The sequence below is a fragment of the Ectopseudomonas guguanensis genome (assembly GCF_900104265.1).
In the GTDB taxonomy this organism is placed as follows: domain Bacteria; phylum Pseudomonadota; class Gammaproteobacteria; order Pseudomonadales; family Pseudomonadaceae; genus Aquipseudomonas; species Aquipseudomonas guguanensis.
This window is the reverse complement of the sequence record NZ_FNJJ01000014.1, coordinates 144,904-158,599: the sequence shown is the minus strand read 5'-3', so window position 1 is coordinate 158,599 and position 13,696 is coordinate 144,904. Positions and strand designations below refer to the sequence as shown.

Below are 13,696 nucleotides of genomic sequence, written 5' to 3'. Positions count from 1 at the left end.
ATAGACGCAGCCCGTGCGGCGTCACAGTGGTTTCAGCGGTTTTTCAGGCGTAGGGTGGGTGAAACCCGCCAACCGGAGATGGCGGGTTGCACCCGCCCCACGGTCTTAACCAGTCCGTAGGGTGGGCTTCAGCCCACCGACAGCGGCCAGCCTTGGTGGGCTGAAACGGAGCGCCGCCCGGCCCACCCTACAACTACACGGCATGCAACCAGTCGAGTACGCCCTGCGCCGCGATCCGGCCACTGGCGAAACACGCAGTGAGCAGATAGCCGCCGGTGGGCGCTTCCCAATCGAGCATTTCGCCGGCGCAGAACACGCCGGGCAGGGCCTTGAGCATCAAGCCGTCGTCCAATGCCTCGAAGGGCACGCCGCCGGCGCTGCTGATGGCCTCATCCAGCGGGCGGGTGCGCAGCAGGGTGATGGGCAGTGCCTTGATCCACGGAGCAAGCGCGGCCGGATCAGTGAAGGCCTCGGCGGGGGCGAGCTCGCGCAGCAGGGCGGCTTTAACGCCGTCGAGGCCGGCCTGGCGATGCAGGTGCTTGGCCATGGAATGCTTGCCGCGCGGCTTGCCCAGCGCCTGCTGCAGTTTGGCCAGCGGCATCTGTGGCAGCAGGTCGAGGTGGGTCAGGGCCTGGCCATCGGCCTCGATGGCGCGGCGGATATCGGCGGAAAAGGCGTACACCAGGCTGCCTTCGATGCCGCCTGCGGTCAGCACGAATTCACCGATGCGAGGCACCTGGCCGGGCATGCTCAAGGCGACGTTCTTCAGTGGCGCCCCGGCGAATTTCTCCCTGAGATATTCACTCCAGCCAGCCACTTCGAAGCCGCAGTTGCTCGGCTTCAGCGCTGTCACCTCGATGCCGCGCGCCTGCAAAAGCGGCACCCAGGCGCCGTCGGAGCCCAGTCGTGCCCAGCTGCCGCCGCCCAATGCCAGCAGGCAGGCGTCGGCGGCCAGTGCGCGTTCACCGTCCGTGCCGGCGATACGCAGGCTGCCGTCATCGTTCCAGCCCAGCCAGCGAATGCGGGTATGGATGGTTACGCCCAGTTCGCGCAGGCGGCGCAGCCAGGCGCGCAGCAGCGGCGCAGCCTTCATGTCGCTGGGGAACACGCGGCCGGAGGTGCCGACGAAGGTGTCGATGCCCAGGCCATGAATCCAGGCGCGCAGGGCATCGGCATCGAACTCGCGCAGCAGCCTTGCGACCTCGGCCTGGCGTTCGCCATAACGGCCGATAAAGGCGTCCTTGGGCTCGGAATGGGTGATGTTCATGCCGCCAACGCCGGCCAGCAGGAACTTGCGCCCCACCGAGGGCATGGCGTCGAACAGCTCCACGCGCACGCCACCCTGCGCAAGCACCTCGGCAGCCATCAGCCCGGCCGGGCCGCCGCCGATGACGGCGACGTGATGAGCATTGGGTGAAGTGCTTGTGGTCATGGCGGCAGAACGGTCTGAGAAAGGCTGCGCATTCTACCCGAGTGTTCCCCGGCCTTGTCATTTGCCCGGGGTTGGGGCAGGTTCAGCTCGAACCTTTTCGGCTGGAGCCCGCTATGTCCCAGATCTGCCCCGACATCGATCCCGATGGCCTGCTCGAATATTCGGTGGTTTACACCGACCGCTCGCTGAACCATATGTCGCAGTCGTTCCAGGGCGTGATGCGCGATATTTCCGCCACCCTGAAGCAGGTCTACAACGCCCATGCCGTGGCGGTGGTGCCGGGCAGCGGCACCTATGGCATGGAGGCGGTGGCGCGGCAGTTGGCGACCGACCAGAAGTGCCTGGTGCTGCGCAACGGCTGGTTCAGCTACCGCTGGACGCAGATCTTCGACATGGGCCGCATTCCCGCCGAGGCCCAAGTGCTCAAGGCGCGCCCGGTCGCCGAAGGCCATCAGGCCGCCTTCGCGCCGGCGCCGCTGGACGAGGTGCTGGCCACCATCGCCGAGCAGAAGCCGCAGGTGGTATTCGCCCCGCACGTGGAAACCTCGTCGGGCATGATCCTGCCGGACGATTACCTGCGCACGGTGAGCGATGCGGTGCATGCGGTCGGCGGCCTGTTCGTGCTCGATTGCATCGCCTCCGGCACCCTCTGGGTGGACATGCAGGCCTGTGGCGTCGACGTGCTGATCAGCGCTCCGCAGAAGGGCTGGAGCGCCTCGCCCTGCTGCGCCCTGGTGATGCTCAGCGAAGCGGCGCAGGCGCGCGTCGAGGCGACCCAGAGCAGCAGCTTCGCCTGTGACCTGAAGAAGTGGCTGCAGATCATGCAGGCCTACGAGCAGGGCGGCCACGCCTACCACGCCACCATGCCCAGCGATGCCCTGGCGCGTTTTCGCGACGCCATGTTCGAGGCCAAGGCCATCGGCTTTGCCAAGGTGCGTGAGCAGCAGCAGGAACTCGGCGACCGGGTGCGTGCGCTGCTGGCGGCGCGCGGCTTCAGAAGCGTCGCCGCCAAGGGCTTCGAGGCGCCTGGCGTGGTCGTCTGCTACACCGACGATGCGCAGATCAAGACCGGCGCCAAGTTCGCCGCCGTCGGCCTGCAGATCGCTGCCGGCGTGCCGCTGCAGTGCGACGAGCCGGCGGACTTCCAGACCTTCCGCCTCGGGCTGTTCGGGCTGGACAAGCTGGGCAACGTCGAGCGCACGGTGAAGACGCTGGAGCAGGCGTTGGACAGGGTGCAGGCTGGCTGATCGTCAGGATCACGTAGGGCGGGTGCAACCCGCCACCGGCGAATTGGCGGGTTTCACCCGCCCTACGAGGGGCTAACCCAACCCACGCGCCGCCCACACCTTTGCGGCGCTGTGATGCAGGATGCCGTGGCGGCGGGCGAGGGCGGCGTGATCCTTCGAGTAACCGCCGCCGATCACCCCCAACACCGGTATGTCACGGCCCAGGCAGTGCTGCAGCACGGCTTCGTCGCGGGCGGCCAGGCCGGCGTCGGTGAGTTGCAGGTAGCCCAGGGCATCGTCCTTGTGCACGTCGACGCCGGCGTCGTAGAGCACCAGGTCCGGCTGGTAGAGCGGCAGCAGGTAGTTCAGCGTGTCGTCCACCACCTTCAGATAATCGGCGTCGCCCATGCCGCGTGGCAGGGGAATGTCCCAGTCGCTTTCGGCCTTGCGAGCCGGGAAGTTCTGCTCGCAGTGCAGCGACACGGTGACGGCGTCCGGTTCGTCTTCCAGCAGCCGCGCCGTGCCGTCGCCCTGGTGCACGTCGCAGTCGAAGATCAGCACGCGATGCACGCGGCCGGCTTCCAGCAGGTAGCGGGCGATCACCGCCAGGTCGTTGAAGATGCAGAAGCCGGAAGGGAAGTCGTAGTGCGCATGGTGCGTGCCGCCGGCCAGGTGGCAGGCCAGGCCGTGGCGCAGGGCCAGTTCGGCAGTCAGCAGCGAGCCGCCCACGGCACGCACCGTGCGCCGCGCCAGCGCTTCGCTCCAGGGCAGGCCGAGGCGGCGCTGGTCCTCGTATGACAGCTCGCCGGCCATGTAGCGGGCGATGTAGTCCGGGCAGTGAACCAGGGCGAGAATCTCCGCTGGACATAGCTCCGGGCGTTGCAGCTCGGCATCGCTGGTCAGGCCGCTATCGACCAGGTGATCGCGCAGCAGGCGGAATTTCTCCATGGGGAAGCGATGCCCGGCCGGGAAGGGCGGGCTGTAATCCTCGTGGTAGACCAGCGGTAGCGGCATACAATGACGACTCAAGCGAATTGACGGCTTATGGTCGCAGCCAATCGAGACAACTGCCATGCCCCTGATCGAAACCTCCACCGAACGCCTGCTGCTGCGCGCCTGGCGCGACAGCGATCTGCCGGCGCTGGTCGCGCTGAATGCCGATGCCGAGGTGATGCGCCATTTCCCCGCGCCGCTGGATGCCGAGCAGAGTGCACAGCTGCTGGCGCGCTTGCGTGCACATCATGAGCAACATGGTTTCACCTTCTGGGCACTGCAGCGGCGCGACAGCGGCGAGCTGATCGGTTTCACCGGCCTGGCGCAGGTCGGCTTCGAGGCGCCTTTCGTGCCGGCCGTGGAAATCGGCTGGCGTCTGGCGCGGGCGCACTGGCGCCAGGGCTATGCCGGCGAGGCAGCGCGCGCCGCGCTCGCCGTGGCCTTCGAGCAGCTTGGGCTGGACGAAGTGGTGAGCTTTACCGTGCCGGCCAATCTGCCGTCGCAGGCAGTGATGCGCAGCATTGGCATGCAGCGCGACGAGGCCGGCGATTTTCTCCACCCGCGACTGCCGGAAGGTCATCCGCTGCAACTGCATGTGCTCCATCGCATTCGTCGCGAGCAGTGGGAGGCCGGACGATGAAGGATGTGCTCGCCTATCACCAGCTCAGCAAGCACGCGCCGCAACGCTTCGCGCCGGGGCCGGGGCAGCTGGACTGGGCAACCCAGCCGGCGCCGTTTCGCCGCTACGCCGGGGCCCGCCTGATCGAGCTGGACCACCGCCCGCTGGAAGAGGGGCCGGGCTACGACACGGCATTCGCCGGGCCGCAGACGCCGTCTGCGCCCCTGAATCGCGCCAGTATCTCGCAACTGCTGTACGACAGCCTGGCCATTTCCGCCTGGAAGGAAGCCGGCGGCAATCGCTGGGCGCTGCGGGTCAACCCGTCATCCGGCAACCTGCACCCGACCGAGGCCTATCTGCTGTTGCCGCCGGGTGTCGTGGATGAGGTCGCTGTGCTGGCCCACTATGCCCCGGATGTGCACGGGCTGGAGGTACGCAGCGAACTGCCCGCGCCGCTTGGCTGGCAGCTGGCGAGCAGCCTGCCGCCCGGTGGTTTCCTCCTGGGGCTTAGCAGCATCGCCTGGCGCGAGGCCTGGAAGTACGGCGAGCGCGCCTACCGCTACTGCCAGCACGACCTGGGGCACGCCCTGGCGGCGTTGGCCATCGCCGCCAGCGTGCAGGGTTGGCAGGTGCGCATGCTGCACGGTGTGGCCGAAGCGCGTCTGGACGGCCTGCTGGGACTGGATGGAGACGACTTTCATGAGACCGAACACGGCGATTGCCTGCTGTGGATCGGCCCGGCGCAAGCGATGGAGTTCGCGCTGCCCGAAGCCCTGCTGAACGGGTTGGCGCAGCTAGAGCGGGTCGGGGCGCCCAATCGTCTGTCGCGCGAATATCGCCACTGGCCGGAGCTGCAGCGGGTGCATGGGCTGTGCAGCGCGCCGGCACGTCCTCGCGCCGTCTGGAACCTGGATGCGGCCGACGCACGGGCCGACAACCCCGGCCTGCCACTGCGGCCGATCCTGCATCGCCGCCGCAGTGCGCAGGCCATGGACGGCCGCAGCGGCATTCAGGCGTCACTGCTGCTGGCCTGGCTGCGCCGCCTGATGCCGCAGCAGTCGCCGGTGCCCTTCGCCGTGAGCTGTGAGCCGAGCGAGATCGACCTGCTGCTGTTCGTCCACCGCGTGCAGGGCCTGGCGCCGGGGCTGTACTGGCTGGATCGCACAGGCAGCGGCGTGCAGCCACTGCGCGAGGATTACCAATGGCTACGGGTCGATGACGAGCTGCCGCTATACCGTCTGCTCGAAGGCGACGCCCGTGGCCTGGCGGGCTTTCTCAGTTGCGGCCAGGACATCGCCGCCGATGGCTGCTTGGCCTTGGCCATGCTGGCGCGGGTGGAGCGCGCCCTGGCGGGTGGCGCCTGGCGCTATCCCAGGCTCTACTGGGAGTGTGGCCAGATCGGTCAGTTGCTCTATCTGGAAGCCGAAGCGGCGGGGCTTTCCGGTACGGGCATCGGTTGCTACTTCGACGACGCCTTGCGCGAGTTGCTCGGCGATGCCGACAGCGGGCTGCAAAGTCTTTACCATTTCACCCTTGGCCGCGCCGTTTGGGATGAACGCCTGACATCGCTGCCGGCCTACCCGCAACTGCGTATACCCCCGTGCAAGGAGACGATACCCCATGACTCAGGTTCTCGATGATCTGGTGGCGCTGCTCAGCCTGGAGCAGATCGAGGAAAACCTGTTCCGTGGCCGCAGCCAGGATCTCGGTTTTCGCCAGCTGTTCGGCGGCCAGGTGCTTGGCCAGTGCATCTCCGCCGCCAGCCAGACGGTCGAGGAGGCGCGTCACGTGCACTCCATGCACGGCTACTTCCTGCGCCCGGGCGATGCCAGCCTGCCGGTGGTCTATCAGGTCGAGCGCACCCGCGACGGCGGCAGCTTCAGCACCCGCCGCGTGGTGGCGGTGCAGAAGGGCAAGCCGATCTTCTTCTGCAGTGCCTCGTTCCAGTACGACGAGGAAGGCTTTCACCATCAGAGCGAGATGCCGGATGTCCCCGGCCCCGAGAACCTGAAATCGGAAACCGAGCTGGCGCGCATGGTGGCGCCGATGATTCCCGAGCGCATGCGCGAGCGTGCGATCAGCGACAAGCCCATCGAGATCCGCCCGGTCACCCTGATCAACCCCTTCGCCCCGCAACCCTGCGAGCCGGTCAAGTACGTGTGGTTTCGCGCCGCCGGCGAGCTGCCGGACGACCCGCAGCTGCACAAGTACCTGCTGGCCTACGCCAGCGACTTCAACCTGCTGACCACCTCGATGCAGCCGCACGGCGTGTCGGTGTTCCAGAAGTTCATGCAGGTGGCCAGCCTCGACCACTCGCTGTGGTTCCACCGCAACCTGCGCATGGACGACTGGCTGCTGTACGCCATGGACAGCCCCTGGGCCGGCAATGCCCGCGGTTTCTCCCGCGCCAGCATCTACAACCGCCAGGGCGAACTGGTGGCCTCCGCCGCCCAGGAGGGCCTGACCCGCGTGCGTGAGGACTGGAAGTGAGAGCACTGCGCGAGGCGCGCCACTGGGTGTTCGACATGGACGGCACCCTGACTCTGGCGGTGCATGATTTCCCTGCAATCAAGCGGGCGCTGGGCATTCCTGAAGAAGACGACATCCTCCATCACCTGGCGGCGCTGCCGGCAGAGGAGGCCGCGGCCAAGCATGCCTGGCTGCTGGAGCACGAGCGCGAACTGGCCGTGGCCTCACGCCCGGCGCCGGGCGCCATCGAACTGGTGCGCGCCCTGTGCGAGCGCGGCTGCCAGCTCGGCATCCTGACCCGCAATGCCCATCCTTTGGCCCTGCTGACCCTGCAGGCCATCGGCCTGGATGACTGCTTCGCCAGGGCGGACATCCTTGGCCGCGACGAGGCGCCGCCCAAGCCGCATCCGGGCGGGCTGCTGCACCTGGCCGAGCGCTGGGCGGTCAAGCCGCAGGAGCTGGTGATGGTCGGTGACTACCGCTTCGACCTGGAATGCGCCCAGGCTGCGGGCGCGCGCAGCGTGCTGGTCAACCTGCCGGACAACCCCTGGCCGGAGCTGACCGAGCTGCATGCGCAGGATTGCGCGCAACTGCTGGCTGCGTTGGGCTGAGTGGCGGCACGGCGCATTTAGGGCGAAATCGGGGCGAGCGGATCGCGAATGAATTCGCTCCTACAAAGAGGGCACTGCGCGCCAGCTCGCCTTCAACGTTCTCAGGAGGCCTCGGGTGCCTGCCACTGAAACAGGCGGCTTCAGGTTTCTGTAGGAGCGAATTCATTCGCGAAAGCGAACTTCAGGCTGCGTCCGAATCGCCGCCCTCCAGCTATCGCCAAGCCTCTGGGTCCCGGATTTTTCGGGCTACGGTGCGGCGTAGTCCATCAGAACTCGCACAAAAAAACGCCCCCGCAAAGACTGCGGGGGCGGCGCGTGGGGTAAGGTCGTCCTTGAAGCGGGTTACGCGCGGTCAACCTTATGGGGCGTTGCTCCCCGTATCGCTCCAGCCACCACCCAGGGCCTTGTACAGCTCCACTTCGCTGCTGAGCTGGGCCAGGCGGTCGGTGATCAGCTGCTGGCGCACGCTGAACAGCTGGCGCTGGGCATCGAGCAGGGTCAGGTAGCTGTCCACGCCGGTGCGGTAGCGGCGCTCGGCCAGGTCGTAGTAGGTCTCGGTGGTTTCCAGCAGGGCGCGCTGGGCGTCCAGTTGCTGACGGTAGGTGGTGCGCGCGGCGAGGCGGTCGGCGACTTCCTGGAACGCTACCTGGATGGCTTTCTCGTACTCGGCGACGCGGATATCGCTCTGCAGCTCGGCATAGTCGAGGTTGGCGCGCAGACGCCCGGCGTTGAAGATCGGCAGGCTGATCTGCGGCTGGAACAGCCAGGTGCCCGAGCCACTATCGAACAGGCCGGACAGCTGGCTGCTGGCGGTGCCGGCATTGGCGGTCAGGCTGATGCTGGGAAAGAACGCCGCACGCGCCGCGCCGATATTGGCGTTGGCCGCCTTGAGCTGGTACTCGGCCTGCAGCAGGTCGGGGCGACGCTGCAGCAGGTCGGCGGGCAGGCCGGCCGGAACCTGTTCCAGCAGCTCGGCATTGAGCTTCAGCCCTTGCGGCAGGTCGGCCGGTAGGCCGGTGCCGAGCAACTGGGTCAGGGCGTTGCGGTCCTGGGCGACCAGACGCTGATATTGCGCCAGGCTGACGCGTGCACTGTCCACCGAGCTGCGTGCCTGGCTCAGGGCCAGAGCGTCGGCGACGCCGACGTCGAAGCTGCGCTGGGTCAGCTGATAGCTTTCCTCGAAAGTCTTCAGGGTGTCCTGGGTCAGCTGTAGCAGCGCCAGGTCGGCCTGCCACTGCAGGTAGGCGTTGGCGACGCTGGCCACCAGGCTGATCTGCGTGCTGCGCTGTGCCTGTTCGGTGGCCAGGTACTGCTGCAGGGCCTGCTCGCTGAGGCTGCGCAGGCGACCGAAGAAGTCCAGCTCCCAGGCGTTGACGCCCAGGGTCGCGCTGTACTGGCCACTGGTGCGGGCTTCGCCGGTCTGGTTCAGATCGGCCGGCAGGCGCTGGCGGGTGCCGGCGCCATCGGCGGAAACCGAGGGCAGCAGGTCGGCGCGCTGGATGCGATACAGCGCGCGGTAGGCCTCGACATTCAGCGCGGCGACGCGCAGGTCACGGTTGTTCTCCAGTGCCACCTGCACCAGTTGCTGCAGCGCCTGGTCACGGAAGAACTCGCGCCATTGCAGGTCGGCGGCGGCGCGGCTGCCTTCGCTGGCGGCGCTGCCATAGGCCTCGCCCTGCGGCCAGTCGGCGGCCACCGGGGCGTCCGGGCGCTGATAGTCGGGAATCAGGCTGCAGCCGCTGAGCAGAGCGGCGGCCACGGCCAGGGACAACAGGGACTGCCTCATTGCAGTACCTCCTTCTCGTTTTCAACGGCCGGCTCGGTTCTCTTCTTCTCGAACAGCGAGCAGACCACCACGTAGAACAGCGGAATCCAGAAGATCGCCAGCACCAGGGCGCTGAGCATGCCGCCGATCACCCCGGTGCCGATGGCGTGCTTGCTGCCGGCGCCGGCACCACTGGCGATGGCCAGCGGCAGACAGCCGAGGATGAACGCCAGCGAGGTCATGACGATGGGGCGCAGACGCATGCGGCAGGCCTCGATGGCGGCTTCGGCCAGGCCCATGCCCTGTTCGTACTGCGCCTTGGCGAACTCGACGATAAGGATCGCGTTACGCGCCGATAGACCGATGGTGGTGAGCAGGCCGACCTTGAAGAACACGTCGTTGGACAGCCCGCGCAGTTCGGTGAACAGCAGTGCACCGATGATCCCCAGCGGTACCACCAGCATCACCGAGAACGGGATCGACCAGCTCTCGTACAGCGCTGCCAGGCAGAGGAACACCACGATGGCGGAGATCACGAACAGTGCGGTGGTCTGCGAACCGGCCAGGCGCTCCTCGTAGGACAGACCGGTCCAGGAGTAGCCGACGCCCTGCGGCAGCTGCGAGGCGATTTCCTCCACCGCGGCCATGGCATCACCGGTGCTGTAGCCGGGGGCTGGCGCACCGAGGATTTCCACCGCCGAGACGCCGTTGTAACGCGCCAGCTTGGGCGCGCCGTAGGTCCACTCGCCGCTGGCGAAGGCGCTGAACGGCACCATGCGGCCCTGGTCGTTGCGCACGTACCACTTGTTCAGGTCCTCCGGGCTCATGCGCGATTGCGCCGTGCCCTGCAGATACACCTTCTTCACCCGGCCGCGGTCGATGAAGTCGTTGACGTAGCTGGCGCCCCAGGCGATCGACAGGGTGCTGTTGATGTCCGCCAGCGACAGGCCGAGGGCGCGGGCGCGTTCGTCGTCGATCAGCAGCTGATACTGCGCTTCGTCGCGCAGGCCGTTGGCGCGCACGCTGTCGAGCACCGGATGCTGGTTGGCCAGCTGCAGGAACTTGTCGCGTGCCTCGTTCATCACCTGATGGCCGACGCCGGCCTGGTCCTGCAGGAAGAAGTTGAAGCCGGTGGCGTTACCCATCTCCATCACCGCCGGCGGAGCGAAGGCGAACACCATGGCATCGCGGAAGCTGAAGAAATGTCGCTGCGCACGTTGCGCCAGCGCCGCCACGCCATTCTCCTCACCCGGACGTTCGCCCCAGGGCTTGAGCATGATGAAGGCCATGCCGGAGCTCTGGCCGCGGCCGGCGAAGTTGAAGCCGGTGACGGTGAACACCGACTTGACCGTGCTCGCTTCTTCTTCCAGCAGGTACTGGCGCATCTCGTCGACCACCACCTGGGTACGCTCGGCACTGGAGCCGGACGGCGTCTGCACCTGGGCGAACAGCACGCCCTGGTCTTCCTCGGGGAGGAAGGCGGTGGGGATGCGGCTGAACATGAATGCCATGATCGCCACGATCACCAGGTACAGCAGCAGGTACGGCGCCTTGCGCTTGAGCATGCCGGCCACACCGCGCTGGTAGGCATTGCTGGTGCGGTCGAAGGAGCGGTTGAACCAGCCGAAGAAGCCGCGCTTGGCTTCGTGATGTTCGCCGTCGATGGGCTTGAGCAGGGTGGCGCACAGCGCCGGGGTGAAGATCAGCGCCACCAGCACCGACAGGGCCATGGCCGAGACGATGGTGATGGAGAACTGCCGGTAGATCACCCCTGTGGAGCCGCCGAAGAAGGCCATCGGCAGGAACACCGCCGACAGCACCAGGGCGATGCCGATCAGCGCGCCCTGGATCTGGCCCATGGACTTGCGCGTCGCTTCCTTGGGCGACAGGCCGTCCTCGCGCATCACCCGCTCGACGTTCTCCACCACCACGATGGCGTCGTCCACCAGCAGGCCGATGGCCAGAACCATGGCGAACATGGTCAGGGTATTGATGGAGAAGCCGAACGCGGCGAGCACGCCGAAGGTGCCGAGCAGCACCACCGGCACCGCCATGGTCGGGATGATGGTGGCGCGCAGGTTCTGCAGGAACAGGAACATCACCAGAAACACCAGCACGATGGCTTCGAACAGGGTGTGCACCACCCCTTCGATGGAGGCCGAGATCACCGGCGTGGTGTCGTAGGGGAAGACCACTTCCATACCCGCCGGGAAGAACGGCTCCAGGGTGGCGATGGTTTCGCGCACCGCCTTGGCGGTGTCCAGGGCGTTGGCGCCGGTGGCCAGGCGAATCGCCAGGCCCGAGGCGGGCAGGCCGTTGAACTGCGCGTTGATGGCGTAGTTCTCGCCACCCAGCTCCACCTTGGCCACGTCGTCCAGGCGCACCTGGGAACCGTCGGCCTGCACCTTGAGCAGGATCTTGCGGAATTCTTCCGGGCTCTGCAGGCGGGTCTTGCCGATGATGGTGGCGTTGAGCTGGTTGCCCGGCGCGGCCGGCAGGCCGCCGAACTGGCCGGAGGAGATCTGCACGTTCTGCGCCTGGATGGCGCTGCGCACGTCCACCGGCGTCAGCTGGAAGGCATTGAGCTTGGCCGGGTCGAGCCAGATGCGCATGGCGTACTGCGCGCCGAACACCTGGAAGTCGCCGACACCCTTGGTCCGCGAGATCGGGTCCTGCAGGTTGGAGACGATGTAGTCCGACAGGTCCTCACGGGTCATGCTGCCGTCTTTCGACACCACGCCGATGACCATGAGGAAGTTGCGCACCGACTTGGTCACGCGGATGCCCTGTTGCTGCACTTCCTGCGGCAGCAGCGGGGTGGCCAGCTGCAGCTTGTTCTGCACCTGGACCTGGGCGATATCCGGGTTAACCCCCTGCTCGAAGGTCACGATGATTTCCATGCTGCCGTCGGAGTTGCTCGACGAGCTGACATAGCGCAAGCCATCGAGGCCGTTGAGCTGCTGTTCGATCACCTGCACCACGGTGTCCTGCACCGTCTGCGCCGAGGCGCCCGGGTAGCTGACCTGGATGGCGACGGCGGGTGGCGCGATGCTCGGGTACTGGTTGATCGGCAGTTTGAGGATGGACAGGCCGCCGGCCAGCATGATCACCAGGGCGATCACCCAGGCGAAGATAGGCCGGTCGATAAAGAATCTGGACATTCAGTAGCTCTCCTTCAGAGGGCGTTTACAAATTATTGCGCTCGGCCATGCTGCGTTGAAATCAGCCTCAAAATGCTCATGTACTACTCGTACACTCCGCTTTTTCGGCTGGTTTCGCCTTGCCTGACCATCGCTCGCTACTTTTGTAAACACCCTCTTATCCCTTGCCGTTGTTCTTGGCGGCGTCCTGCGCCACCTCGCCGGCTTTCACGTTGCGTGCCGGCACGGCCTTGACCTCGGTGCCGGGCTGGACGAACTGCAGGCCTTCGGTGATCAGGCGATCACCTTCCTGCAGGCCGTCCTCCACCAGCCAGGTGTTGCCGGCGGTGCGGTCGGCCTTGAGCACGCGCAGTTCGACCTTGTCGTCGGCGCCCACCACCATCGCCGTCGGTTCGCCGCGCTGGTTGCGGGTCACGCCCTGCTGCGGGGCGAGGATGGCGTTCTCCTTGACCCCGGAGAGCAGCTCGGCATGCACGAACATGCCCGGCAGCAGCAGGTGGTCGGGGTTGGGGAACACGGCGCGCAGGGTCACCGAACCGGTGCTTTCGTCCACCGCCACCTCGGAGAATTCCAGGGTGCCTTCGTGGGCGTAGCGGCTGCCGTCCTCCAGCTTCAGTGCGACCTTGGCGGCGCTGTCGCTGGCCTTCTGCAGACGCCCATCGGCCAGATCGCGGCGCAGGCGCAGCAGATCCTTGCTCGACTGGGTGACGTCGACGTAGATCGGGTCGAGTTGCTGGATGGTGGCCATAGCGTTGGCTTGACCGTTGCTGACCAGCGCCCCTTCGGTCACCGCGGAGCGGCCGATGCGACCGCTGATGGGCGCCATCACCTTGGTGTAGCGCAGGTCGATGCGCGCCTGCTCCAGCGCGGCGTCGGCCTGCAGGCCGGCGGCGCGCGCCTCGTCGTAAGCCTGTTGGCTGACCGCCTTGTCGGCCACCAGCAACTTGTAGCGGTCGGCCAGGGATTTGGCCGACAGCTGCGTGGCCTGGGCGCTCTTGAACGCGGCTTCGTAGGTAGCCGGGTCGATCTGGTACAGCTGCTGACCGGCCTTGACTTCGCTGCCTTCGGTGAACAGGCGCTTCTGGATGATGCCATTGACCTGCGGGCGCACCTCGGCGATGCGGTAGGCGCTGGTACGGCCGGGTACCTCGGTGGTGAGGGCAAAGGGCTGCGCCTGTAGCGTCACCACTCCGACTTCGGGGGCTTGCTGGGCCTGTGGGGCGCTGGCTTCCTTGCAGCCGCCAAGGCTGAGCAGAGCCACGGCGATGGCGGAAACCAAGGCGGCTACGGCTGGCTTCGTATGCATCTGAGAGAACCTCGTTTGTCGAATTCGCTGCCCGAAGGGGGCGGAGGAGGGGTAATTGAGAACCAATGGCGTCGAATATACTTACGTACGTGAATGTTTGTAAATGCCTAAAAC

At 66.7% G+C, this 13,696-nt stretch carries 10 protein-coding genes; 5 read left to right on the top strand and 5 right to left on the bottom strand.

What is annotated here, in order from left to right; translation table 11 throughout:
- Window positions 1-193: 193 nt before the first annotated feature.
- Entirely contained in the window at window positions 194-1,432 is a 1,239-nt protein-coding gene (locus BLS61_RS19670) for a TIGR03862 family flavoprotein (RefSeq protein WP_090433696.1), read from the bottom strand.
- 113 nt (window positions 1,433-1,545) lie between these two features.
- Between BLS61_RS19670 and BLS61_RS19665 the strand changes: the two genes are divergently transcribed.
- Entirely contained in the window at window positions 1,546-2,679 is a 1,134-nt protein-coding gene (locus BLS61_RS19665; protein ID WP_090433694.1) for an aminotransferase class V-fold PLP-dependent enzyme, read from the top strand.
- A 72-nt stretch (window positions 2,680-2,751) separates the two neighbouring features.
- On the opposite strand, the gene BLS61_RS19660 is transcribed toward BLS61_RS19665, so the two are convergent.
- A complete protein-coding gene (locus tag BLS61_RS19660; protein WP_090433692.1) occupies window positions 2,752-3,672 on the bottom strand; it encodes a histone deacetylase family protein in 921 nt (306 codons plus the stop codon).
- 58 nt (window positions 3,673-3,730) lie between these two features.
- On the opposite strand from BLS61_RS19660, the gene BLS61_RS19655 reads away from it, so the two are divergent.
- The 4 genes from BLS61_RS19655 to BLS61_RS19640 are packed head-to-tail and all read left to right on the top strand — an operon-like array spanning window position 3,731 to window position 7,350.
- Window positions 3,731-4,291 (top strand): GNAT family N-acetyltransferase, encoded by a 561-nt coding sequence (locus tag BLS61_RS19655; protein WP_090433689.1) that lies wholly within the window; start codon window positions 3,731-3,733, stop codon window positions 4,289-4,291.
- Entirely contained in the window at window positions 4,288-5,910 is a 1,623-nt protein-coding gene (locus BLS61_RS19650) for a SagB/ThcOx family dehydrogenase (RefSeq protein ID WP_090433687.1), read from the top strand. The genes BLS61_RS19655 and BLS61_RS19650 overlap by 4 nt, the downstream gene beginning before the upstream one ends.
- Window positions 5,891-6,760, top strand: coding sequence for an acyl-CoA thioesterase II (gene tesB, locus BLS61_RS19645; protein WP_003240349.1), 870 nt, complete (start codon window positions 5,891-5,893; stop codon window positions 6,758-6,760). Before BLS61_RS19650 ends, tesB begins: the two co-directional genes overlap by 20 nt.
- Window positions 6,757-7,350 carry an HAD family hydrolase gene (locus tag BLS61_RS19640; RefSeq protein WP_090433685.1) on the top strand — a complete coding sequence of 198 codons (594 nt, stop codon included), beginning with the start codon at window positions 6,757-6,759 and terminating at the stop codon, window positions 7,348-7,350. The genes tesB and BLS61_RS19640 overlap by 4 nt, the downstream gene beginning before the upstream one ends.
- A gap of 358 nt (window positions 7,351-7,708) precedes the next feature.
- Here the strand turns inward: BLS61_RS19640 and adeC are convergent, their stop codons facing one another.
- From adeC to BLS61_RS19625, 3 genes are all read right to left on the bottom strand, one after another.
- On the bottom strand, window positions 7,709-9,136 hold the full coding sequence (gene adeC / locus BLS61_RS19635; RefSeq protein WP_090433683.1) for an AdeC/AdeK/OprM family multidrug efflux complex outer membrane factor: 1,428 nt from the start codon (window positions 9,134-9,136) through the stop codon (window positions 7,709-7,711).
- A complete protein-coding gene (locus tag BLS61_RS19630) occupies window positions 9,133-12,276 on the bottom strand; it encodes an efflux RND transporter permease subunit (RefSeq protein WP_090433681.1) in 3,144 nt (1,047 codons plus the stop codon). The genes adeC and BLS61_RS19630 overlap by 4 nt, the downstream gene beginning before the upstream one ends.
- Before the next feature lie 157 nt (window positions 12,277-12,433).
- Window positions 12,434-13,582 (bottom strand): efflux RND transporter periplasmic adaptor subunit, encoded by a 1,149-nt coding sequence (locus tag BLS61_RS19625; RefSeq protein ID WP_090433679.1) that lies wholly within the window; start codon window positions 13,580-13,582, stop codon window positions 12,434-12,436.
- Window positions 13,583-13,696: the final 114 nt, after the last annotated feature.

Excerpts from the sequence above, each read along its gene's own strand:
- BLS61_RS19670 (WP_090433696.1), bottom strand. The coding sequence starts at position 1,432 with ATGACCACAAGCACTTCACCCAATGCTCATCACGTCGCCGTCATCGGC.
- BLS61_RS19665 (WP_090433694.1), top strand. The coding sequence starts at position 1,546 with ATGTCCCAGATCTGCCCCGACATCGATCCCGATGGCCTGCTCGAATAT.
- BLS61_RS19660 (WP_090433692.1), bottom strand. The coding sequence starts at position 3,672 with ATGCCGCTACCGCTGGTCTACCACGAGGATTACAGCCCGCCCTTCCCG.
- BLS61_RS19655 (WP_090433689.1), top strand. The coding sequence starts at position 3,731 with ATGCCCCTGATCGAAACCTCCACCGAACGCCTGCTGCTGCGCGCCTGG.
- BLS61_RS19650 (WP_090433687.1), top strand. The coding sequence starts at position 4,288 with ATGAAGGATGTGCTCGCCTATCACCAGCTCAGCAAGCACGCGCCGCAA.
- tesB (WP_003240349.1), top strand. The coding sequence starts at position 5,891 with ATGACTCAGGTTCTCGATGATCTGGTGGCGCTGCTCAGCCTGGAGCAG.
- adeC (WP_090433683.1), bottom strand. The coding sequence starts at position 9,136 with ATGAGGCAGTCCCTGTTGTCCCTGGCCGTGGCCGCCGCTCTGCTCAGC.
- BLS61_RS19630 (WP_090433681.1), bottom strand. The coding sequence starts at position 12,276 with ATGTCCAGATTCTTTATCGACCGGCCTATCTTCGCCTGGGTGATCGCC.
- BLS61_RS19625 (WP_090433679.1), bottom strand. The coding sequence starts at position 13,582 with ATGCATACGAAGCCAGCCGTAGCCGCCTTGGTTTCCGCCATCGCCGTG.